Source organism: Asaia platycodi JCM 25414 (assembly GCF_000614545.1).
Lineage (GTDB): Bacteria > Pseudomonadota > Alphaproteobacteria > Acetobacterales > Acetobacteraceae > Asaia > Asaia platycodi.
Genome location: NZ_BAKW01000014.1, coordinates 18283 through 42148, shown reverse-complemented (window position 1 = coordinate 42148; position 23866 = coordinate 18283). Strand labels below are relative to the sequence as shown.

17 protein-coding genes, 5 pseudogenes and 1 riboswitch are annotated in these 23866 nt (G+C 58.2%); of the genes and pseudogenes, 8 read left to right on the top strand and 14 right to left on the bottom strand.

Translation table 11 applies throughout. The features are described 5' to 3' along the window. Nucleotides 1–50 precede the first annotated feature (50 nt). Together JCM25414_RS10950 and JCM25414_RS19405 are read left to right on the top strand one after the other, a co-directional pair. The gene (locus JCM25414_RS10950; RefSeq protein ID WP_025841676.1) at nt 51–1460 is read left to right on the top strand and encodes a chloride channel protein; all 1410 of its coding nucleotides are present in this window, start codon (nt 51–53) and stop codon (nt 1458–1460) included. A gap of 37 nt (nt 1461–1497) precedes the next feature. Continuing rightward, nucleotides 1498–2495, top strand: a pseudogene (locus JCM25414_RS19405) (LLM class flavin-dependent oxidoreductase). Between the two features lie 260 nt (nt 2496–2755). Here the strand turns inward: JCM25414_RS19405 and JCM25414_RS23765 are convergent. The 14 genes and pseudogenes from JCM25414_RS23765 to JCM25414_RS19365 all read right to left on the bottom strand — a co-directional run bounded on the left by JCM25414_RS23765 (nt 2756) and on the right by JCM25414_RS19365 (nt 19650). Then, nucleotides 2756–3916, bottom strand: a complete 1161-nt coding sequence (locus JCM25414_RS23765) for a glycoside hydrolase family 15 protein (protein WP_199897626.1) — start codon at nt 3914–3916, stop codon at nt 2756–2758. After that, nucleotides 3876–4586 carry a trehalase-like domain-containing protein gene (locus JCM25414_RS23760; protein ID WP_199897625.1) on the bottom strand — a complete coding sequence of 237 codons (711 nt, stop codon included), beginning with the start codon at nt 4584–4586 and terminating at the stop codon, nt 3876–3878. The genes JCM25414_RS23765 and JCM25414_RS23760 overlap by 41 nt, the downstream gene beginning before the upstream one ends. A gap of 98 nt (nt 4587–4684) precedes the next feature. Further along, complete coding sequence (locus tag JCM25414_RS26070; protein ID WP_369346048.1) at nt 4685–5287, bottom strand: carbohydrate porin; 603 nt, start codon at nt 5285–5287, stop codon at nt 4685–4687. Between the two features lie 131 nt (nt 5288–5418). Beyond that, nucleotides 5419–5778 (bottom strand): annotated as a pseudogene (locus JCM25414_RS26065) (carbohydrate porin); the annotation flags it as partial. Between the two features lie 1117 nt (nt 5779–6895). Next, nucleotides 6896–9361: pseudogene (locus JCM25414_RS19390) on the bottom strand (TonB-dependent receptor plug domain-containing protein). A 136-nt stretch (nt 9362–9497) separates the two neighbouring features. Continuing rightward, nucleotides 9498–10067: a histidine phosphatase family protein gene (locus JCM25414_RS19385; RefSeq protein ID WP_025841674.1), complete on the bottom strand. Its 570-nt coding sequence runs from the start codon at nt 10065–10067 to the stop codon at nt 9498–9500. Next, nucleotides 10058–11361 (bottom strand): annotated as a pseudogene (locus tag JCM25414_RS19380) (cobyrinate a,c-diamide synthase). Before JCM25414_RS19380 ends, JCM25414_RS19385 begins: the two are co-directional and overlap by 10 nt. Nucleotides 11362–11386: 25 nt before the next feature. Next, entirely contained in the window at nt 11387–12637 is a 1251-nt protein-coding gene (locus JCM25414_RS25090) for a cobaltochelatase subunit CobN (protein ID WP_242403528.1), read from the bottom strand. Nucleotides 12638–12697: 60 nt separating this feature from the next. After that, nucleotides 12698–14205 (bottom strand): annotated as a pseudogene (locus tag JCM25414_RS25085) (cobaltochelatase subunit CobN); the annotation flags it as partial. A 462-nt stretch (nt 14206–14667) separates the two neighbouring features. Further along, entirely contained in the window at nt 14668–15690 is a 1023-nt protein-coding gene (cobW, locus tag JCM25414_RS10900) for a cobalamin biosynthesis protein CobW (protein WP_025841673.1), read from the bottom strand. Further along, nucleotides 15687–16067, bottom strand: a complete 381-nt coding sequence (locus JCM25414_RS10895; RefSeq protein WP_025841672.1) for a DUF1636 domain-containing protein — start codon at nt 16065–16067, stop codon at nt 15687–15689. Before JCM25414_RS10895 ends, cobW begins: the two co-directional genes overlap by 4 nt. A gap of 133 nt (nt 16068–16200) precedes the next feature. Beyond that, nucleotides 16201–16405: riboswitch (cobalamin riboswitch) on the bottom strand. Nucleotides 16406–16510: 105 nt separating this feature from the next. After that, nucleotides 16511–17086 (bottom strand): Ivy family c-type lysozyme inhibitor, encoded by a 576-nt coding sequence (locus JCM25414_RS10890; RefSeq protein WP_199897624.1) that lies wholly within the window; start codon nt 17084–17086, stop codon nt 16511–16513. A gap of 284 nt (nt 17087–17370) precedes the next feature. Further along, nucleotides 17371–18630 (bottom strand): D-serine ammonia-lyase, encoded by a 1260-nt coding sequence (locus JCM25414_RS19370; RefSeq protein ID WP_148301060.1) that lies wholly within the window; start codon nt 18628–18630, stop codon nt 17371–17373. An 87-nt stretch (nt 18631–18717) separates the two neighbouring features. Continuing rightward, nucleotides 18718–19650 (bottom strand): LysR family transcriptional regulator, encoded by a 933-nt coding sequence (locus JCM25414_RS19365; protein ID WP_081775893.1) that lies wholly within the window; start codon nt 19648–19650, stop codon nt 18718–18720. 961 nt (nt 19651–20611) lie between these two features. Here JCM25414_RS19365 and JCM25414_RS10870 point away from each other — a divergent pair. The 6 genes from JCM25414_RS10870 to JCM25414_RS23380 all read left to right on the top strand — a co-directional run bounded on the left by JCM25414_RS10870 (nt 20612) and on the right by JCM25414_RS23380 (nt 23748). Next, complete coding sequence (locus tag JCM25414_RS10870) at nt 20612–21322, top strand: response regulator (RefSeq protein WP_025841669.1); 711 nt, start codon at nt 20612–20614, stop codon at nt 21320–21322. Further along, nucleotides 21319–21876: a hypothetical protein gene (locus tag JCM25414_RS25080; RefSeq protein ID WP_242403514.1), complete on the top strand. Its 558-nt coding sequence runs from the start codon at nt 21319–21321 to the stop codon at nt 21874–21876. The genes JCM25414_RS10870 and JCM25414_RS25080 overlap by 4 nt, the downstream gene beginning before the upstream one ends. Further along, nucleotides 21870–22592 (top strand): histidine kinase dimerization/phospho-acceptor domain-containing protein, encoded by a 723-nt coding sequence (locus JCM25414_RS25075; RefSeq protein ID WP_242403513.1) that lies wholly within the window; start codon nt 21870–21872, stop codon nt 22590–22592. The genes JCM25414_RS25080 and JCM25414_RS25075 overlap by 7 nt, the downstream gene beginning before the upstream one ends. After that, entirely contained in the window at nt 22514–22696 is a 183-nt protein-coding gene (locus tag JCM25414_RS25070; protein WP_369346047.1) for an ATP-binding protein, read from the top strand. The genes JCM25414_RS25075 and JCM25414_RS25070 overlap by 79 nt, the downstream gene beginning before the upstream one ends. A gap of 126 nt (nt 22697–22822) precedes the next feature. Further along, a complete protein-coding gene (locus JCM25414_RS10860; RefSeq protein WP_025841668.1) occupies nt 22823–23608 on the top strand; it encodes a DUF3313 family protein in 786 nt (261 codons plus the stop codon). Next, nucleotides 23605–23748, top strand: coding sequence for a hypothetical protein (locus JCM25414_RS23380; RefSeq protein ID WP_159101751.1), 144 nt, complete (start codon nt 23605–23607; stop codon nt 23746–23748). The genes JCM25414_RS10860 and JCM25414_RS23380 overlap by 4 nt, the downstream gene beginning before the upstream one ends. Nucleotides 23749–23866: the final 118 nt, after the last annotated feature.

Below are 23866 nucleotides of genomic sequence, written 5' to 3'. Positions count from 1 at the left end.
AGCCTCATACACCGGTCGGTGCCTCCCGATCCCCAGACAGGTGAGATTTCATGCGCCCAAGCACCGCTCTGCGGCAAAACAACCGTATCCTGCACCTTCGCCGTTCCGCACGCAGAACGACGTCGCAATGGCGTCGCACCCTCACCTACTGGCTCGGCGCCATTCTGGTGGGCGTCGTGGCTGTCGCTTTTGCCGGCACGGCTGACTGGGCAGCGCGCGCGCGCGGGCGCCTGCTGCACTGGGATCCCTACGTGATGCTTGTAGTTGTTCCCGCCGGGCTGGCCTTTTCGACCTGGGTGACACGACGCTTCTTTTCGGGCGCGCAGGGGAGCGGCATTCCCCAGACCATCGCAACACTGCACATCGAGAATTTCTCGATCGTCAATCGCGTGCTCTCCCTGAGGATCGCCTTTGCCAAGATCATTCTGACCTGCTTCGGCCTCATGGTTGGCGCCTCGATCGGTCGTGAAGGCCCGACCGTTCAGGTCGGTGCCGCGATCATGCACGGGTTCTCACGCCTGCTCGGCACGGCGAGCGTTTCGGCTCGACGCGGCGCCATTCTCGCAGGTGGCGCGGCAGGCGTCTCGGCCGCCTTCAACACCCCTCTTGCCGGGATCGTTTTTGCGATCGAGGAACTCTCGCATTCCTTCGAACAGAAGACCTCGGGCACGATGCTGACCGGCGTCGTGCTCTCGGGTGTGACCGCCATCGCACTGGTCGGCAATTATTCCTATTTCGGTCATACCGATGTCGACGTACCGCTGGGCACCGCCTGGATTGCGGTACTGACCTGCGGGATTGTTGGCGGCATTGCCGGCGGCAGTTTCTCTGCCCTTCTGATCCGTTTTTCCAAAGGGATACCGGGACGTATAGGCGCCATCATCAAGGCACGGCCAGTGGCTTTCGCCGCCCTTTGCGGCTTCGTCCTGGCGCTACTGGGTCTGGTGTCTCATGGCGCCACCTATGGCACGGGCTACATGCAGGCGCGCGCCATCATCGACGGGTCGGAGCATTATCCGGCGTCGTTCTTTGTATTGAAATTCATCGCTACCGTCGTGTCCTATTGCTCGGGCATTCCGGGCGGCCTGTTCGCTCCGTCACTCTCGGTCGGTGCGGGTATCGGCGGCTGGATCGAGCAGTATCTGCCGCATACCACGCCGGGTGCGGTCGTCCTTCTGGGCACGGTGGCCTATTTCTCGGCCGTGGTGCAGGCGCCGCTGACGGCGACGGTCATCGTGATGGAAATGTGCGACAACCAGCAGGTCACACTCGCCCTTATGGCGACCTCGTTTCTTGCCTTCGGTGTCTCGCGCATGATCTGCAAGCACGCGCTTTATGGCGCTCTGGCCGATCGCTTCATGGAGGCCGCCCATAGCGCTGCGCCGGCTCCCATATACACACGCTCTCCCGCAGCGCCTGCCACCGAGACGCTGGTGGAGCAGGTCGAGAAGAAGGACTGATCTTTCAAGCGGCGATATCTCTCCCCATATCGGGGTCATGATACCGCTTTCGATCCTCGACCTGTCCCTCATCCGCGATTCCGGCAGCGCCGCAGAAGCCCTGTCGGAATCGCGTCTCGTCGCACAAAAAGCCGAGTCCCTCGGCTTTCGACGCTACTGGGTTGCCGAGCATCACGGCATGCCCGGCATTGCCTCCGCAGCCACCTCTGTCGTGATCGGCGCTCTGGCCGCTGCAACCCGAAGCATTCGCGTCGGCGCCGGCGGTATTATGCTGCCGAACCACGCCCCGCTTCTAATTGCCGAACAATTCGGCACCCTTGACGCGCTCTATCCGGGCCGGATCGATCTCGGTCTCGGGCGTGCGCCAGGCTCCGACCAGCGGACACTGCGCGCTCTGCGTCGTAACCGCGACGGTGCTGAGCGTTTTCCGCAGGAAGTGCTCGAGCTTCTGGCCTATTTCGCTGGCGATGAAGCTCAGACGGGCATCACAGCCACCCCGGGCGCAGGGGCGGATATCCCCGTCTGGCTGTTGGGCTCGTCATTGTTTTCGGCAGAACTTGCCGCCGCCCTCGGCCTCCCCTTCGCTTTCGCCTCGCATTTCGCCCCCCAGATGATGGAGAAGCGATTGCGCTCTATCGCGACCGTTTTAACCCTTCGGAGCGGCTTGCGGCGCCCCATGTCATGCTCGCCATGAACATCGTCGCTGCAGATACGCACCAAGAAGCCGATTATCTCGCGACATCGCGCCGACTCTACATGGCTGCATTGCGTCAGGGTACACCGGGGCGCTTTCCCCATCCGGTTGCCACACAGGACCTCCCTTGGGGACCGGAGATCAGCCGTCAGTTCGACGAGGTGCTATCCACCAGCCTTGTCGGCACAATGAATGAGATTGCAGACGGCCTGAACCGTTTCGTCGAGCGCCATCGCCCCGACGAAATCATGATGGCACTACCGATTTATGACCTCGCTCCAAGACTGCACGCGCTCGATCTGGCGCGGGAAGCGGGCAGACGCGCAGGACTGACGCCATGATTGCAGAGCCTGGCAGCGACCATGACCGTCGATTTCGTCCATTTTCATGATGTGGTGAAGCGTCAGGTTCCGAGGTGCGAAGCAAACCGTCTGACAGCTTATCTTTCGGCCCAGTCTGACGGAACATAACCCGTCAGAGCTGCCTGCTTCTCCGTCAGGCTTGGCTCGAATTCCTGTATGACATACCGCGTCTTAGCAGCGATTGATCCAGATCAAAGATTAACCAGTCTTAATGAATCTCGCGACAAGGCGACGCCACATCAGGACAGATCGAAGGCCTTCATCTTGTCGCCCGCCAAGGCGCAAGCAGCGTGGACGATACCCAGATGGCTTAATCCCTGCGGCGTATTGCCGAGATAAGAGCCTGTCTGGGGGTCTATCATCTCGGCGATGATGCCCGTGTTTTTCGGCAGCGCATCAAGAAAATCGGCGAACAGCGCTTCGGCCTCTTTCTTCTCACCAAGCAAAGCCAGTGCCTCGACCATCCAGCACGAGCAGGCAAGGAAAGCGCCTTCTTCCTGCTGCATGCCACTGTAGCGGTAGAGAAAAGGCCCGCTTCCAAGTTCTTTGCGAATGGCATGAAGGGTCGCGCGCATCCGGTCGTCGCGGTCGAAGCCAAAAGGTATGGCGAGCGCGATAGAGGCATCGAGCGCGTCTGCACCGGGATAGAACAAATAGGCCTGACGTTTTTCCGACCAGCATTCACAATCGATCCATGCGACAATCCGTTCTTTCTCACGCGCCCAGCGTGGAGCGCGATCCTTGGCCAGATGTCCGCGCTCTGCCATCTGGCAGGCCCGATCAAGCGCCTGCCAGCAGCTGATTTTTGACATGGTATAATGCTGGTCTTCTGTCAGCTCCCAGATACCGGCATCTTTCTGACGCCAGTGATCGGCACAGCGATCTGCAAGATCGGTCAGCAGCTGGGCCGTTTTCTGATCGAGCAGATTGCCCCTGGAAACGAATAGCGCCGCCGTTTCAAAGATGTCGCCATAAATGCCGTGCTGATGCTGTTGCGAGGCCCGATTGCCGCTGACGACCGGCTTGATGCCGCGATAGCCCTCAACCTCGTCATAGCGCGTCTCATCTTCGACGCGTTGGCCGGAAAGCCCGTACATGACGAGCGGCCCCTCCTCTCCGAGATGATGCACCAGCCAGGCCAGCGCCGCCTTGACCTCTGCCACGGCGCCTAGACGCAGAAAGGCATTGGCCACATAAGCCGCGTCTCTTATCCAGGCGAAGCGATAATCCCAGTTCTTGCCGTCACGAAGGCGCTCGGGCAGCGACGTCGTAGCCGCCGCCGCGATGGCGCCACTCGACGAGTAGAGCAGAAGTTTCAGCGCAAGCGCGCTGCGACGCACCTGCTCCCGGTAAGGGCCGTCATAATGCAAGGCATTTGCAGTTGCGCCAGGCAGCGTCACTGGTCTCGATGCGCCCGTCAATCTCGTCGACACCGGGTACGGCGAGGGGCTCGTTTTCCGTCGCAACGAGCGCAATCAGGGCACGGGTCTTTTCCCCCACTACGAGTTCAGCCTCAATGGCCTCGTCCTCCTCTTTCAGAAGACGCATGCTGTCGGAATGCACCAGATGGGCCAGCACGGAGCCGACATGAAAGATCGTGCCGTTCTGGGTCGACTGGATCCAGGGAGCGACGGTGCCGCAGCGCGTGCCGAGACGAAAACGCACAATGAACGTCATCCGGCCCGAAACACCCTCGATCCTCCGGGCGAATTCCGTCCAGGGCAGCCGCCCGGCAAAAGTGCTGTTGAGTGAATCGGTTATGCGCGCCGAGCCATGTTCCGTCTCGATCAATGTCTCAAGGACATTGCTGTCCTGCCGATACTGTCGGATTGCCGTGAAAGCGCCGACAGGCCGTATCTGGAAAAAACCGCCAGCGCGGTGCAACAGACGATCGAACAGAGGGGGGGAATCGATATTGGGTACGCAAAGCCAGTCAACACTGCCGTCGGGTGCCAAAAGCGCCACACAGCGCCCGTCACCGAGGGCCGCGTAATCCTCGATAGGCCAGAAGCCGTCGAGCGGCCCTTCAGGCGAGAGCGCCCTGGCAAGGGCGGGTATCTTGTGCGTCATGGGCGCCTCTCTCGATCTGTCGGCTCAGCTTGCCGCCTTGGCCGATGCAACAGTCGAGAGAGGGGGCGGGTTGCGCCCGACAATTTTTCAGAAGATTTCTATATGGCTCTTGAAGCCAGAAGTGCCTGATTGTTGAGCTGCTTCTGGCCGCCTGGATTGAAATAATACTGGAAATCGGGCGCGAAGGTCACGCCGCGCAGAACATGAATCTGATAGGTCGCTTCAACCACATAGGCGCTGGTCTGGGGAAACAGTGAGCCATTGGGAATAGGCAGACCCTGCATGGCATAGAGTCGCTGTGAGCGTGTCAGATCGTCGGAAACATGCGTCCATGAGAAATTGACGCCAATGCCATCGAGCGGGCGCGATTTCCAGAAACCGCGATCGAGCACACCGATCGAGAGCTGATCCGCACGTGTCGCCGTCTGGGCCTTGTTGAAATAGGCCGCGCCGATCAGGGTGATACCGGCATCCGGTGCCTGACCGGGGTGATGATAGACCATCTGGTCAACCAACCCCCAGGCCGCCCAGGCACCATGCACGTTGCGCGCCTTGAGGCCGCTCAGGGCAAAGGGGTTGCCATTGCCGTCGTAATAATTGTCCTTGTGATCTGCCGTGTCATAGGCAAATCCCGCCTTGTAATGCCCTGACAGCGAATGATCATGACCAAAGCGCGGCTCCCAGATGAACTCGATCGGCATGGCCTCGCCATCGATCGTGGCACCGTTGAACTTGAAGCCGGTACGCATCTGGCGTTGCCGTAGATGGCCTGGGTCTGAGTGAAATAGACGCCGAACTGGAAAATCGTGTTGTCAGTGGGCCTCAGGCGAAAACGGGCCGCCCAGTTGGCATCGGGATAGGACGCGTGGGCCGTATTGTCGCTCGACGCTTTCGGGTTACCGCAGAACGCGTTGTTCATGAAGTTACAATAAAGCGGGTTCGCCGAGAAATCCGACAGGAAGGACATACGCCCCGCCGCCACATCGAGGCGATCGTTAAACAGTGATTCCTCGCCATAAGCATAGACCAGATGGACAACCACGTTGCCGCCACTGCCATAGATTTCCTGGCTCGGGTTCAGATTGTCGCCGAACATGCGGCTCGCGGGGATGCCATATCGGCCGACCATCACGTCATGGGTCGAAAATCCGGTCCAGCCCGCCAGACGCTCCCAGTCGATGTCGTTTTCCATCGAATACTGGCCCGTATTGCTCGCGCCCTGACGCAGGCCCAACCCCTTGGTCGGCGGCGTGATCATGCCCGACATTTCGTTGGTGTTATCGAGCAACACGGCAATGCCGTGCTCGCGCAGCCAGGCATTCACCCCCCAGGGATTGACGAAAATCGCTTCGGGTTTGGGCAGGGGCGCGACGGTCGTATCCTTGTGCAGATCCGACAGCGGTGTCTGAATTTGGGCGGAGGGCTGCTCACCCGCATCGACCGCCCCATGTTCGGCAGTCGCGACGGGTGTCGTAGCCGCTACCTGAGCAAGGGCTGAACCAGCCATGCATGGCACGGCAAGACAGACGGAAAACAGACGCAGGACGGAAGAGGACAATGGCTGACTCGAGCTCCCTGTGATCGAATGACCGTCTTTTAAGAAAACCGAAAGGTTTTTTGGACCCTGCCGGTCGTGTTTTTGTGCTGCCTGCGATGGGAATAAGCCATAGCCACCTAAAAAACACCGTTAAATCTGGCGTCAAGCAATCATGACAAATCATTTCAAAAAGGAGAATCCTATCATAATCGTGAATCCTCGACAGTGTTTCCGATCATCGGTCCCTCCACGCCGCGACGATTTGCGGGTCCGGTGGCCGCGGGAAGACGAAGTTGATCACCCAACATGTGTTCACAGAGGCGACGCCCGTTAGCCTGATATCTTTGCCGCACGGTCAGTCAGGCCGCGTTGATGGCCTGGCCGTCGACCGCTCATGGAGTGATCGCGGTCAAACCACTTACGTCTCGTCAGGAAGGACCATCGAGGGGATACCAGCATTGGGTGGGGAATGGGTGACGAGCACCTGGCCGACCCTCTTCTGACCGGCATGCGCGAAGCAAGTCCTACGCAGGGCGCAGCCCATACTCCAGACGACCACCTTACGCTACAGAGACTCGAATTCAGCCGTGACATTGTGGGGGACGGATTGCCTATCTCCGAGGATCAACCCGGCTGCGGTCATCCTTCAATCATATGAAGGCCGCGTGACAATGCTCTGAGAGACACTGCCCGCCCCCTGCAAACGCAAGAGGCAGGACAGCTATCAAACACTTACTCAAATCTTCGAAAAGCATTTAAAAAAGACGAGATATTACAGATCGTAGTTTACGCGGAAATAGTAATAGCCACCATTAATACCGAGCTGCGATGTGCTCATGTAATATTGCGGGGCACCGAGATAGCGATTTCCCTCAGGTACGCGTGTCGGATAGGCCGAGAAGATGTTGTTGCCGCCGATCGTGGCCGTCCAGCGCGGGGTGATGCGATAGCTGACATCCAGATTGGTCGTCCATTTCGGCTTGTTCTGGTATTCCAGAAAATGCGTCGTGCTGAACTGATAGGGGCCGGGTGCATAATAGGTGAGCTGGTTGGTGGTCTGGCCCCAGCGGATCTCATGCAGACCGACGAGCCATTTCGCATGGGTCCAGTTGCCACCGAAAATGATCTTGCTGCGCGGATAGGCCGTCGTCAGATAGGCGATCGAGCCGCGTTCAGCAACGGTGCACCGGTCAGCGGATTGCTGGCCTGATGAGACAGACGGGTGCGGTTGAGGTTGATCGCCGCATCCCAGTCGATACGCCCGAATGCGCCCAGCTTCGTCAGGTAGGTGACCGTGATATCCAGACCCTGCGTGCGCGTGCTGGCTACATTGCCGAACCAGTTGGCCGTGATCGCGCTCTGGTTCCAACTGCCGATATCCGAAGGCAAGGCAAAACCGTTGAGCTGCATGGCGTTGATGGCCGTCGCGCCCGAGATATTGCCCCCCGGCATGATCCGGTCGCGCATGTTGATCTGATAGATATCGGTCGTCACATGTAGATTGCGGATGGGCTCGACAATGAACCCGCCCTCAGCATTGGTCGAGCGCTCGGGCTTGAGACCAGACGACCCATTGGCAAGCGCACCGGGCGAGCCTGCACCGATCAGGCCACGCGCCGCAGTCGGCGAGATATTAAGCGCCGAATAGTATTTCTGAGCCAGAGTCGGCGCATGGAATCCATTGCTGATCGTGCCGCGCAGCGCAATCCGACGCGTGATGTCATAGCGCAGCGAGACCTTGCCGTTCTGGGTGTTGCCCACATCGGTATAATGCTCGTAGCGACCAGCCAGATCGAGCTGCAGCCCCTTGGCCAGATAGGTCGAGATATCGAGATAGCCGGCTGCGACATCGCGGCTGTAATTGCCTGCGTTGCCGGGATTGGTGCCAGCCAGCGCATCGGAGCCGTTACCGAAAAGCGAGTCAGGCGAGCCTGTCCCGACCGAATAGCCTTCATAGCGATAGGACGCGCCACCGGCGAAATTCACGCTATGCGGCCAGCCACTGAATTCGAATTTGCGGCTGAAATCGAAATCATTCGTCCATTGTTGATTATTGAATCCCTGCACATCGAACGAGGTGGGCGTGCGGCCCGTCGCCTTGTTGATGGAGAGATTGACCGAGTTGATCAGGCCGATATCGTCATAATCGCGGCCATAAACACTCGACACATCCCAGTGCCAGCCTCGGAAATCACCCTTCACACCGGCCTTTAGCTCGAAATCGTTTTCGTTGAGCGTTTCGACCGGCGAATAGCCCCAAGGGTAAATCGCCTTGTAGGCCGGATAGGCATTGAGCGACGAAGCCAGACGGTAGTTCTGATAGGATTCAGCATGGCGATGAGCATAGGTGCCCAGTGCATAAAGCTGGATGGTATCCGTCAGATCGTAGCCTGCATTGACCGCAACGCTTTCGCGCGTCTGCTCGGGCTGGCTGAGGATATTGTTCTGATAGGTGCCAGAACGGTTATCAGCAGCGCTGCGATAGGTGTGATCCTGATGCACGAAGTCGCCACTGACATGCACGAAGCCGCGCGAGCCGAGCGATGCGCCGCCATCCAGATAAACACCCTGCTGGAAGCCATCGCCCTCCGAGGTTATGCCGGTGATGTTCTGGGCGTGAAAGCCACTTGCCTGCTTCTTGAGGATGATATTCACGACACCGGCCACAGCATCCGACCCATACTGCCGAAGCGCCATCGCGCAGCACCTCGACATGGTCGATGGCCGACATCGGTATCATGTCGATATCCGACGCGGTCGACCCCTGCTGCGGGCCGGGATTGGAATAGATATTGGCCGTGTTGTGGCGACGCTTGCCATCGACCAGAACCAGCGTTTCGTTTGGGTTCAGGCCGCGAAGGCTGATCGTATCCGTCATGGCGCCCGCGTCGAAGCCGGCGGTCGGGGTGGTCAGCGAGGGCAGCAGCAGTGACAGCGCGTCGCGCAGCGTGCCCTGACCCGTGGCTGCAAGCTGCTTGTGCGAAATGATATCGAGCGGCGCGATGGAATCGCGTGCCTTCTTGCCGATCTCGCGCGTGCCAGTCACGACAATGGCTTCGCTGCCGCCCTCTGCATCGCCCGCAGTCACAGGCGCCGACTGGCGCGTGCGCAGCGCCTTGCTTCTGGCTGCAGGCGTGCTGGACCTGGCCGGCTGGGCTTTGCTCTGAGGCGCTTTGGCGGCGTCTTCAGTCGCGGCGCTCGCTGTTGTTTGCGCCAAAGCCTCGGCCCCGCCGGACATCAGGCACGTCGTGGCAATGAGGGACAAGATCCCCTTGCGTGCAACTGATGGCAGGAGAGACCGGGAGCGTACCAACATGATAAACCTTACCAATGATTCAGGATTGGCTTACTCCTCTTTGGTCTGTTGCATATTGTCAACGGAGTGGCTGCTTTTGCGCAACAAATGCCCCGTTCTTGTTGAAAAAATGCAACAGAATTGTTTCGCCCTGAGGCGGTGCACAGTCTTCCATTCGAAAATCCCGGTTTTCCGCAAGAGCTGCCATCACACGGAGCGGCCCGCCATGGGTGACGACCCGGCAGCACGCCGCCTTTTCCACAATATCGCGCCAGAAAGCGCTGACACGTGCGATGAGCGTCTCGACATTTTCTCCACCGCCGGGCCTGTAACGAAGCGGGTCAGAAGCCCAGTCATCGAGCGCCTCTCGCGAGATATCCGACCAGCTCTGTCCCTCCCAGGCGCCGAAATCTATTTCGAGCAGCCGCTCATCGGTCAGAACGGGCGCCTCCCCCGCCAGAAGCGCAGCAGCACACTGGCAACGTTGCGCGGGCGAGGCGTAAACAGTCCCCTGCCCGGTCCATCTCTCGACAAACGCCCCCCAACCCGGCGCGAGCGGCACATCCTGCCGCCCATAACACTGCCCGTCAGCCACGAGAACGGGAGGATGGCGCGCCAGCAGAACCGAAAAAGACGGCTCTATCGCCATCGCGAGAGCACATGAAAGAACGTGCCCGACACCAGACCGCGCTGCGCGCCCGCCACGCCGAGATCCTGACCTTCGCCGTCCTGCAGCCGCGCAAAAGGGACGTCGCTGCCAAGATCGATCACACTTGCATAATGAAATTCATGCCCGCGCAGCGTCGTGCCTCTCGGCCCCAGAATCGAATCCTGCAAAAGCTGTGCCTGACGATAGCCGAGCGCCATCTTGCGCTTCGCAAAAGACGTCTCGTGAGACAGAAGCCCGAGCATCTCATGAGTTTTGCCTGCGCTGTCTTCCAGTCCGGCCCCGAGAACCATGAAGCCACCGCATTCTCCATGGATTGGCCGCGTCAGAGCGAAATGGCGCATGCCCTCGCGAAACCGGCTGGCCGAGGCCAGGACAGCCGCATGCAGTTCAGGATACCCGCCCGGCAGCCAGCAGCAATCGGCATGCTCAGCAGGTTTTTCGTCGTGCAATGGCGAGAAAGGCAGGATCTCGGCCCCTGCAGCCTGCCATTCCTCGGCCAGATGAGCATAGAGAAATGAAAAGGCTGCATCATCGGCCAGTGCGATGCGCTGCCCCGGTGGCGGCACGAGACAGGCGCTTTCGGCGGCCATCGACGCGATCGGACGCGCAAGCGCGAAGATCGCGTCCAGATCGAGCTCCGCCTCGGCCTTATTGGCAAGACTCTCGAAAAAACCCGCCAGATCGCCGCGCTCACGCGCCTGAACGAGGCCCAAATGGCGTTCCGGGAGCAGGATCGACCGATCGCGCCGGAATACGCCACACAGAACCTGTTTCAGCGCAGCGCGACAGAGTTTTTCGTGACGATCGGAGGCAATGTTGTTCAGAATGACACCTGCAACAGTGACCTTCTCGTCCCATTGCGACAGCCCCTGCGCCACGGCCCCCACGCTCTGTCCCTGACCGCTCGCATCGAGCACCAGCAGCACGGGCATAGCGAAATGCGCGGCGATATCCGACGCCGCGCCGCGCTGCCCATCCGCCAAGGCCAGCCCGTCGAACAACCCCATAGAGGATTCCACGATCACCAGATCAACGCCCTCAGCCGCACGGGCGAGACGGAATTCCAGCGCGGGTCCGGACATGGCCCAGCTATCGAGATTGGCGCAGGGCGCGCCAGAGGCCTCGTGATGAAAGGCCGGGTCGATATAATCCGGCCCCGTCTTCAGCGCCCGCACCGCAACACCGCGACGCCGAAAGCGCTCAGAAGCGCCAGCGTCACGGTGGTTTTGCCCGAGCCCGAGCGGGGGGCGGCCACCATCAACACGCGACTCATGACGGGACTCTCTTCCTAGCGGGTGTCATGGCGCCAGTATCTGCACAACGGCATTGCGGCGCGACTGCCAACGTCCGCGATCGCGCAGGGAGGCGAAACGCCGTTTCATATCCGACAAGGCCTCGGGATTATGCGCCTCGAAAAATGCCATGCATTCCTCGTTTTCAAGCAAAGCCGCAAAAGCCAGATCGATCTGCCGATCGAGACGCGTCGGCAAGGTGGCCGCATAGGCCTCGAGCGCCATCACACCACGCGCCATTTCTGCCGCACCGCGATAGCCATGGCGCATCATGCCCGCAATCCAGCGCGGATTGGCCAGCCTGCCACGAGTGATGCGGGCGACTTCCTGTGCAACGTCGCGCAATCGCGGCGTTTCCGGCTGGCTGGTGTCGCCATGCAGCAGCTTTGGCTTGTTGCCCAGCAGCGCAGCCGCAGCGGCAAGCCCGCCCTCATGCGCGGCGGTATCGGCGCCTTCAAGCAGATCCGTCTCTACATGATCCTGGATATGCAGCACCATTTCGGCGCGCCCCAGACGGCGACGCAACCCCTCGGCATCGGCCACTGCTTCACGTCCGCCGCCATAGCTCCATTGCGAGCCATCGAGATAAAGCTGTCCCAGCTCGTCGCGCGTCTGCCAGCTACCCTCGGTCAGGACGGTCTCGATCCCGGTGCCATAAGCACCGGGCGCCGCCCCGAAAATACGGGAAGCGTCGGGGTCGTGGACGAGCGGATTCCAGGCCTCATCTTCCTCACGGGCCGCAACAGCACGTGCTGCCTGATCGAACAGATCGATCAGCCCCGGAAAGGCATCGCGGAACAGGCCGGAAATACGCAGGGTGACATCCACGCGGGGTCGGTCGAGAGTCGTCAGTGGTACGATCTCGAAGCCGGAAATCCGCCCGCTCGTTGCATCCCAGAGCGGCTGTACCCCCATGAGCAGAAAAGCCAGCGCCATGTCCTCTCCCCCGGTGCGCAGCGTGGCGCTACCCCAGAGATCGAGCACGAGATGGCGCAGATTATCGCCTTCTTCCTGCAAATGCCGTGTCAGCAGCAGATCGGCGGTCTTGTGCGCCAGAATCAGCGCGGCACGGCTGGGCAACATACGCGGATCGATGGTGGTGAGGTTGCGCCCCGTTGGCAGCACGTCCAGACGTCCGCGCGTAGGCGCCCCGGCAGGGCCGGGCGAAACGAAACGCCCATCGAGCGCCGCGAGAAGCGCCTGGTTTTCAGCTTGCGGACAAGCATCGAGGCGGGAAGTGACAATCTCGGGGGCCATATGCGCCGATTCCGCCAGCATCTCGACCAGCGCGCCATGGCGTGGTGACGGGCAGCCGAACACATGCAACCCGTCACGTATCTGAAGATCCTTCACATCGCAGAGATAGGCATCGAGACGCGCCAGAGCTTCGGCATCGTCGGTATCGCCGCCTGCGACACCGCTTTCTGCCAGCACACCGAGATCCGCAGCGCGATCGAGAATCTGACGACGCAGCAGCGCCCCACGGCGACGATCCAGCCCATCGGCTTCGGCATATTCATCGATCAGCCGTTCGAGATCGGCCATGGCGCTATCGAGCCCGGCGCGCTGCACGGGCGGTGTCATATGGCCGATCATGACCGCGCCCAATCGCCTCTTGGCCGCAGAAGCCTCACCCGGATTATTGACGATGAACGGATAAACGACAGGCATGCCGCCCAGCAGCACCGAAGGGGCGCAGCTTTCGGAGAGCGCCACGGATTTGCCCGGCAGCCATTCCAGCGTGCCATGCGTGCCCAGATGAATCATTGCCGAAATCGTGCGTTTCGCGCGCAGCCATAGATAGAAGCCGATATAGTCGTGGCAAGGGGGCACATCGGGTCGTGATATTGCGCCTTGCGCTCGCTTGCCTTGCCGCGCCCCGGTTGGAGCGCGACCACCAGCGCGTCCTGCTCCATGAACCGGGCGTCGACAGGCTGGTCGGGCTCGCCCCAGGCCGCGACCACTTTCTGGCGGAAAGCGTCGGGGAGGGTAGCGAATAAAAGGCGATATTTTGCCGCGTCGAGAATACGCTGCACTGGCGCCCGACATAGCGCCTCGGGCAAAGCTTCCGCCTCAACAGGCGCTATTGCATAACCTGCCTCATGCAGCAGGGTGGTAATTGCCGCAACGCTGGCAAAGCCATCCAGACCCACCGCATGGGCCGCCTGCCCTTCCGCACCGGGGTAATCGGACAGAACAAGTGCCAGACAACGGTCCGCAGGGTTCTGACGGGAGAGACGCAACCAGCCCTGCACCTGCTGCACCATGAGCGCGATGCCCGGCGCGTAAGCGACACGTCTGGCTGGAAGACCAGGCGCAGCCTCGTCGCGAAAGGAGATCGGATTACCGGTCAGTCGCCCGTCGAGTTCGGGCAAGACGCATTGCATGGCGAGATCGGATTGCGACAGCCCCCTGCCGGATTTCTCCCAGGCGGCACGCGTCGCGCTCGGTTGCAGGATCTGCACCACAGGCATCTGCGCCGCCTCAAGCACGGAAGGGGCGCCGTCATCGCCGCGCGAGGCAAAAAAAGTCGCATTCAGCACGATCTCCGGCGGCTCTTCCACCATCCAGCGATCGAGGAAAGGCAGGACATTCGGTGCCCTGAGCGACGCGACGTAAAGCAGGTCGACGCCGAAACCGGCTGCATGAAGCGCATCTGCCAGCGCATCGATGCCGCCCAGATCGGCGGCGAGCAGATGGGCGCGGTAAAACACCAGCAACACGCGCCCTGAACGCTCCGGGCCAAGGCGACGATACACACCTGCCGGTGGCAGGGCTTCCACCGCGGCGCCATCATCTTCACCCAGCCCGGCAAGCGCGGCCATGAGCGTCAAGGCACAGCGCAGATTACGCGCCCCGCCCTCACGAAACAGCCCGTCGAGACGCTCCCATTGCGCCGCCTCGACCGTGGACAGCGCCTTCAGCGCCGGGTTGGGCGTGGCCTCACCCGTTATGAAGGCCAGAGCAATGCCCCGCGCCCGACAAAGGGCGCGCAGCTCATCCACGCCGTAGCGCCAGTATTCCGTACCCCCCAGAAGGCGCACCAACACGCAACGGGCATGGGCAATCGTCTGTTCGAGATAGAGATCGACCGACATCGGATGACGCAGGCGCGAGAGCGTGGCCACGCGCAGGCTCGGGTCCTGCGCGGTGTGCACATCTTTCAGCCCAAGCAGATCGCTTTCGGAAAAAGACAGCAGAACGAGATCGGCAGGATCGTGACCGAGATCCTCGGCCATGGCCTGACCGTCCAGCTCATGCGATTCCCGAAAGAGAAGATGCATGGGTCAGCCTGCGTCGAAGCTGTTTTGCACCGCAACCGGATCAAGCCCGTGCAGCCCGATCACCACCAGTCTGCCTTCGCCTTTCGTGGCATTGCCCCATGGCTCGAAAGCATGGCGGACGCGACTACCGACTGCCTGCACGCCAAGCCGGAGGGTTTTTCCGGCGATGGGCGCATAGCCCTTCATGCGCAGCACGTCATGCGCCAGCGCCACACGCTCCAGACGGGCGTTGAAAGCCTCAACGCTTTCCTGCTCCCTCAACGATAGGACAAAACTCGTAAAATCGTCGTGCTCGTGCTCGTCTGCGCCATCGTGGTGAGACGGGCGGGCGGCCAGATCGTCTTCGGCAGCAGCCGACAGACCCAGCACGATGGCGGGATCGACCTGCCCTTCGCGAGCACGGATCACGCGCACGCGGCGCTGGCGGCCGGCAAGGGCTTCTTCCACCTCGGCCAGCGTCGCGTCATCTAGAAGATCGATCTTGTTCAGCACGACGAGATCGGCGGAATCCAGCTGATCTTCGTAAACCTCTTCAAGAGGATTGTCGTGGTCGAGCGACTCATCTTCCTCACGCTGCTTCGCGACCGCTTCCGGGTCATCGGCGAAGCGCCCGGCGGCCACGGCAGGGCCATCGACAACGGTGATGACGCCATCGACCGTCATGCGCGTGCGCACGCTCGGCCAGCCGAATGCCTTGAGCAGCGGCTTGGGCAAGGCAAGGCCCGATGTCTCGATCACGATATGCTCCGGCGGTTGCGGCCGATCGAGCAGCGCCTCCATGGTAGGGATAAAATCATCGGCCACGGTGCAGCACAGGCAACCATTGGTCAGTTCGACAATATCTCCTTCCGGGCAATTCGGAATGCTGCATCCACGCAGCGTCTCGCCATCGATACCAAGCGAGCCGAATTCGTTGACGACGATGGCGATGCGACGACCATTGGACTGCGCGATCAGATGGCGCAGCAGCGTGGTCTTTCCGGCGCCAAGAAAGCCGGTGATGATGGTGACGGGAATCTTGCTCATGAGACGCTTTCTGAAACGGCCTGTTGCGGGGCGGGCGGGCTGCCGTTCTGGCCGGGAAAACGCCCGAGAATGATATCACGCAGCGTATCAGGGCGCTTTGAGGGCATGACAGTGCCGGAAGCCGAGCGGCTATAGGCCTGCGCGTAGACGAGCAGATCGGACGCCAGAGCTGGGCTGAGACGGCCGAGCAGCCAGGACCACTTGCCGGGCATGGAGAGTGTTGCCGTGCAACCCTGCTGACAGGCGGCAAGACAACGCACCCCCTCTATACGCACCGAGCCCGGCTCTGCGAGTGCCGCCAGCGCGTCATGCAGGGCCTGACCGCCTGCGGCGCAGGTCTGGCAGACGTGGAAAACGGGTTGGGTCTGCGAACTCATGACATCCGGCTTCCCGCTCACCCCCGCAACGAGGGCCGAAAACAAGGCGCATAAATGACTGCCGGCGCAGGCACCGACCCGCCGCACTTGATGAAATGCGGTCTGTCACGATCCGGGCACCCCGCCGGTTCATGAAATCAGCGATCTGACGGCAGGTCTCCTGACTCGTGATGCCGGTCGCCCGATACCCAGCCCCCTTCCCGGAAAAATTCCAGTGGGATCGCGACAGGATTTTCACATCACCTACAGTTGCGGGGGCAGCGCGGGACTTAGGCCTTTCAGCCCGTACCCGCTTCCCTTTTCACCCCTTGCGAGGCACCGTCATTCCTACCCTAACAGGTTTCGCAAGCACTGTGCAAAACGACAAGATCAAGCGGCCGCTCTCAGAACGCAATCGAAGCATCTTGCTCTGCCAGGAAGACCGTACGAGGCGAATATGGACTCTAGTGAAAACTGAAATCCTTCGGGTGGTTCTCAAGGCTGCCGCTCAGCGCCGCGAAAAGAACAGTTTTACCATCGATAGATAACTCATCCGGAACATTGAACCAGGTAAGCGCCTGATTTTCACTGGTCGCATCATATTTCGAGAGAACTACCGACATCTCGTGTGTCTTGGGAGAAAAAAGCATAGCCACGCTTTCACTTGCGCAGTCATGTGGCTTGCATGAAGTCAAAACCAGATATTTTTTCAATCCGATCATGATCTCTCGACTTGGCGAGTCAGTTCCCCCTCTTTTTACCCAAGCTGGAAGATGGCGTGTCCCCACCATCTTCTGGAAATAGGATTGCGTCATACTGCCATTTGCCAGTTCGCTTATCGTAAGAGAGCCTTCCGCGTGCGCAGGCGCACCGAAAAATAAAAGGGTTACGGCAGACAGGAATGCCGCAGAATTTCTCTTGATCATTTTCTTCTCGTTATTCTGTAATTCAATTATCAACAACTGATCCGGATGATCGTCGAAGGACCTAGCCTGACCGATGCCGAGGCAGGCACTTCCTGTGTTTTTTTGCAGGATCATATACACAACGATGCTTACTGGCATTGAGACGGCCGAATGCCGCATGCATTACATGACGTGCCTCCAGATACGACGGAATGGCGTGAGCTTTTACCGTATTGGCCCAGGCATTGCCATTCGATCCAAGACCACACAGTAGAGCTATAAGAAAAAATTTTCCGATCTTGTTCATCTATAACCTCCGTCTGATATTTTATTGGACTGATACAGCTATATTTCCCTGGATCCGGAGAGGTATTCCAACATTACAGGTTTGGGTACCATACCCCCTCCCGTTCCCCAGATCAGATGTAAAGGAACGGTGTCATGCTGATCACGCGGCCGTTTCCGATCTCCGAACATTCCCGCATCCAGCGCCCTGTAAGGCCGATCATGCCAGCGAGCGCTGACGGCTCGAGGAAAATATTTTCTGTCTCGTACAGAGATATGAGAAGGTCATACAAAACCCGATCGTCAACGGTATAAATACCATCGAGAAGATGGCTCATCATCTGGCCAACAAAACCGGAAGGGCGCCCAACGGCAAGACCAGACGCTCCGGTTTTGTTATCCACGCCAATATCGTTCACGCAGATATCGTGATGCAATCCGGTATGCATACCCAAAAGCATGGACGGGGAATGAGTGGGTTCTGCCCAGAAACATTTGACGTAGTCCCCGAAAGCAAGCTTGAGCCCCAATGTTACGCCGCCCGGCGCGCCGCCGACACCGCACGGCAAGTAAACAAAGAGCGGATGTCGCTCGTCCACTGAATGTCCCCGTTGTGTCAGCTGCTCTTTCAGGCGAAGGCCAGCGACAGCGTAACCCAGAAACAATAACCGGGAATTTTCATCATCCACGAAATAGGAAGATGGTGCCTCCCCCGAAACACGCCGGCTTTCAGCTACCGCACTGCTATAATCCCCCGAATGTTCGATGATATTAACGCCGTGCTCGACGAGTAACGCTTTTTTCCAAGTGCTCGCCTCCTCAGACATGTGAACATTAACTTCGAATCCCACGGCTCGGCCTATTATCCCGATCGCCAGCCCGAGATTTCCCGTCGACGCCACCGCTATACTGTACGCAGAAAAGAAATCCCTGAATTTTTTAGTCGAGAAGATGCGATAATCATCGCCTTCAGATAATATTCCGGCACCCAACGCAAGACTCTCTGCATGAAAAAGGATCTCGTAAATACCACCTCGCGCTTTTATCGATCCTGCAATCGGTAGATGGCTATCCAGCTTCAGGAGAAGATGCCCCGGTATCTCCCTATCGGACAGTTTATCCATATGATTCTGCATGTTTTTCAGAGACACAATATCCGACTCAATGATTCCTCCCCTACTCATGGTGTCCGGGAAGTTTTCCGAGATATATCCAGAAAACTTTTCCATTCTTGCGCGGGCTTTCTCGACGTCCTGCATGGTAAATTCAACGCCGGATAATCCATCGCTCACAGAAAGCCTGCCGGGATTCTGCCAAAAAACCTCCTCATATCTCTGCATAGGCAATACAAGCGGATATTTTTTTTCAATATCAAGGAAATATTCATGAGACATGTGCGTATCCATCCAGATGCGATTGCCAGATAGCAATAAAACATCCTATTTTTATATAGGTATTTTGTAAGTTACTCGTTGGATTGCTCATGAATCCAGTCCAGAAATACTCTCAATCTGGCAGATCTTTCTACTTTTTTTTGGATATACTGCATAATAACCATAATTGCTTATACTCACAAAATCGCCAAACGGCGTAATCAGATCACCAGACGCAATCGAGGCACTGACAATACGTTCTCGCCCCATCGAAATACCGGCATGGTTGACCGCTGCGAGCGCGCATAGGCCCGCGTTGTCAAATTTCATTACGTGACGTGGTTCAGGCATTTGCAAAGACTTTGCTCTGAGCCATAATTGCCACTCTGCGTCTGACGTAGCGTTATCCCACGCCGCGGCGTCAAAGAGAATCGTACATTTGGATATCTCTTCGATACTTCCCGACAGGCACATTTCATTATAATATTTCAAGCTGCAAACTGGAGCCATACTTTCTTTCATGAACAGCTCGCTATTCATATCATAATATATACCGTCGGAATAAGTAAGGATAACATCGGATTCGTACCTGATGTCGTCAATAGGCGCGTTTCCTACCTTTATATCAAGCATGAGAGACGGGTTTTTACTTTGCAGCTTATGAATTCTCGGTATCAGCCAAAACCCTGCCAGTGACGGCCTTACATAAAGACGTAGACGCCCGGATACCTTGCTCAACGCGCTATCCTGGATGGCGCTGCCTATCTGCGTAAACGATATTTTCAGAACATCGAATATGCGTGACCCGTCTTCTGTCAGTTGAACCCGCCGCGGGTAGCGGTCGAAAAGCTTGATTTCGATCTCTCTCTCGAGATTCGAAATTCTGTGGCTCAAGGCGCTACTCGTCAGGCACAACTCATCTGCCGCCTGCTTAAAGCTCAGATACCGCGCCACCACGTAAAATGCGTATAGATTAGAGTATGTGGATATGCTTATGGGCCTTCCATCCAGTCGGTTTGAAATACTCGATCCATCCACCATCTTCGACCTCAATCAGATATTAATTATATTTCTAAAAAGTTGATTTACACGGGATGGTATTTTTCGACTGGTGTTTCAGCATCAATTGCGATTCAGGCGCCCGAGATCGCTGCCACCAACTGATAGATGACAATCGGAAGCATGGAAAAAAGTATTACCATGGATCCAAAGATAAAATACATGGCACCACTCCCCTTTCTCAATATGGAAAGATCGACCTCTTTTATAGAGTTAACAGTCAAAATAACATTTTTGAATATAGTATCCATTTTCAAGTTCCGTTTACTGACAGAAAAACCAGTACCCCAACTGGGATACATAAAAACAAAATCTTCATATCGATCTCCTACCTGGTCAGGATACAATTCCGAGTATTGGAGACAAGCGAGATTTTTAGAACATATGCGTGTGAAAATCTCACTCATCTCGTTCATGGCTCTGACGGAACAGGCCATCACAGGATGGCGATAGGCGTTACTCGAAAATTTATAAAGATACATCATATGAATGATTAATATCACAATGGTGATATTATCTTAAATATATATTGTCATATTTTATTTGATTGATATTACATTTTGCATTTTTTAATATTTTCGTAATATATTTCACTTATTTGTCGATAATTCTGCCTACTCTTGCTCCAAGGCGCGAGAGGCGCCGAGCAGAATGCTCGCACGAGTATCTGGCACCCTCTCCAACAAGATTTCTTGCGTGATCGCTACAGAAGGCTCCTTTCATCCGTCTTTGCAGAACCACGCAACATCGGTCGCTTTTCAGCCTCATCATTTCCTTTCCGGCCCTTTGCGCAGCACTGTCATACACGCCTTCGTCAGCCTGGTGGGTGCCACGCAAAGCATGCGGTAGCGTCGAGCATCGCATTATTTCCATCTTGAAACATCATGTCTGCCCCCGACATCATGACGACAAGAGCCCATGATACAAACGAGGGATGACCCCCATGCCACATCTTCTCGTCGTCGATGACGATCAGGACATCCTGACGCTGTTGACCAGCTTCCTGCGCAAGCACCAGTACCGTGTCTCTACGGCGGAAGATGGGGAGGCCATGTTCGCCCTGCTTGAGGCCCAGCCAGTCGATCTGGTGATTCTCGATATTATGCTCAGGAATGAAGACGGGTTCAGCCTCTGCCAGCGCCTACGTGCCACATCGCGCCTGCCTGTCATCATGCTCTCGGCCATGGCCGATCATACCGATCGCGTCGTGGGGCTGGAAATCGGCGCGGATGACTACCTGACCAAGCCTTTCGACCAGCGCGAATTGCTTGCGCGCGTCAAGGCTGTCCTGCGGCGCACCGCCGACCCCGTGGCCCCGACCTCTCCCTCGACACGGCCGGTTCTGTGTTTCGGGGGCTGGCAGCTCGATGTGGCCCGTCGCGAGTTGCGTTCGAGTGAAAATGCGCTTGTCATGTTGTCGGGCGGTGAATTCGACCTGCTGCTTTCTTTTGCCGAACATCCACAGCGTGTGCTCACGCGCGATCAGCTTATGGACATGGCACGCGGCCCCGATCATGCCGCTTTTGATCGCAGTATCGACGTGCAGGTCAGCCGCCTGCGCCACAAGCTTGAAAATGACCCCAAAAATCCGAGCCTCATCCGCACGGTACGCAATGGTGGTTACATGTTCGCCACCACGGTCAAACGCTCATGACGAAAAAACAGTTTCTTGACGACACGATCACGCGCCGTCTGATCGTGACCGTGGCCTTGGCCGCAGGCGTCACGCTGCTGCTGCTCGAACTCTTTTTCCTGTTCGGCGGGCGCTGGACCAAACCCGATATTCAGGAAACGGGCCTGCCCGGTCAGGTGGCCACCGTCATTCGCATGACAGAAGCCGCTCCTGCTGCCTCTCGCGCGGCCCTGGCTCAGGCGGCGGCAACCGATCAACTGCGTTTCGGATGGTATGCTCCCGGTTCGCCCATTGCCAAAGCCCTGCGCGAAGGCGAATACCGCGCCACCGAGATCGATCAGGCTGGGCCTTTCTCAAGCCCTATCTGGCCCGCCGCCCGGAAAAACTCGCCGTGTTTCAAGAAGATAATCCGGTCTCGCAGCTGCCCGGCCTGCCCTATGACCGCACAGTTTTTCATGATGCCTATTTCGCCGCTGTACAATTCGATGACGGAAGCTGGATTTTATGTGTCGCGCTTCAGCGTTTCTGGGGACTTTACGCTTTTGAACGCTTCTGCCTCGAAGCCATATTGCTGAGCCTCTGGATCATCGCGGTTTCGGCCATCGCATCGCGCCAGTTGTCACGCCCGATCGAGCATCTGGCTTATGGAGTACGCAATCTCGGAACTCAGCCCCGTCTCGTACCCTTGAGCGAATCAGGACCGCGTGAAATCAGGCTGGTAGCTGAAACGATCAACGCCATGCAGGCACAGATACGCAAATTCGTGACCGACCGCACAACCATGCTGGCTGCCATCTCTCACGATCTGCGTACTCCTCTCACGCGCATCCGCCTGCGCGGCGAATTCATCGACGATACGAGCCAGCAAAAATTGCTTTTCCGCGATGTCGACGAAATGCAGGCCATGATCGACGGGGCGCTGTCGTTTTTTCGCGATGATGCCGCGCGCGAGGAAAACACGATGTTCGATCTGTCAAACCTGCTCCAGACCATTGCTTACGATTACGGCGATCAGGGTCATGATGTGCGCTTCAGCGGGCCGGCGCGAACCGGATATAACGGGCCGCCCTACGCACTGCGACGCGTCTTCGCCAATCTTGTCGAAAATGCCATAAAATATGCCACACCGCCTGAAATAGTGCTGACCCCTGCCCCGGATGGCAGCGTAAAGATCATCGTCAGGATGATGGGCCAGGCCTGCCCGAGACGGCAGTGCACACGGTGTTCGAACCCTATTTCCGCCTCGATAAATCGCGCAATCGCCAGACAGGCGGTGTCGGGCTCGGCCTGACCTCCGCACGCAACATCATTCGCGCGCTGGGCGGCGATATCGCGATGCAGAACCGCGAACGCGGCGGGCTCGATGTTTGTGTTTCTCTGCCCGGATCGCGATGAATCGTCCTTTATTTCAGTCCGAACATAGTCGGGACATCACCCTGAAAAATCAGGACGGCAGAAAGGGCCGCGTCAGACGCAGCTCCATGCCGGGCTTCGTTTTCCCTCTTTCAGGAGAAGCCCGCCATGCCCCCTCATTTTTCACTTCTTGTCCGCCCGTCATCGCGAGGCTTCTTTTTGCCCCTTCTGCTGTCCTGCGCCGGGGTGCTGGCCCTCTCCGGGTGTGCGGGACAGAAAACGACCCAGACAGGCTTCATCGCCCCACAGACCTACGCACAGATGGTCCATCCCAAAGGGCACATGGACGATCTTGTCTATGTCGCGCCCGGATTGCAGCCGGGAGCATATCGTTATGCCGTGATCGACCCCGTTCTCTGGCATCCTGTCAACACGGCGCCGGTGCTGGAACCCGAAATTCAGGCACGTATGACGGAGGCTTTCGAAAGCGAACTGCGCAAGACACTGGGAGAGGATTTCAAAATTCTACCAGCAAGCCCGTTAGTCACAGCGCCTTCCGGCCCGTTTTCTGCTGGTAATTTCCCCCCGGGCACACTCAGGATCAGTGCGGCCATCACCAATCTGCGCCGCAGCAAGTGGTATTACAATGCTCTACCGATCGTAGCGGGCTTTGCCGCAGGGGCAGCGGGTGGCGGCTTGCCGCCCATTCCGCCCCCGGCACCTGGCGGCGCGAGCGAGGAATTGCTGGCAACCGACGCCGTGACCGGAGCGTCGGTTCTGGCCATTGCCACCTATAATAACGGCATGCCGTGGAACATGGTCGGGCAGTGGTTGCCCTACGCTCATGCACGACGTGCCTTCCATCTGGCGGCGCTGCTGATGAAAGAGGAAGTACACAAGACCGGGCTTGCCTCGGCCTCTCCTGCACAGCCCTCCTGGAAGAGCCCCACTTGAGCCCTCTCCGTCTCGCCTTGCGTCGGCACTGGCCCTTGCTCGGCCTGTTTGTCGACCGCCACGCTTTGATGGCCGTCGAGACCTGTCTCGCACTTATTTTCAGCCCCCGCCCCACTGCCGGCAAGCGCAACGGGCGGTAAAGGCGGGCGCTCAAACGCGGGATGGCCATCGGCAATAATGCAGGCCTCCTGGCCGGCACTCGCAATGTGAAAGATCGTTATCTACCGGCTAGGCACTGAATGCGGAAATGACGCGCTT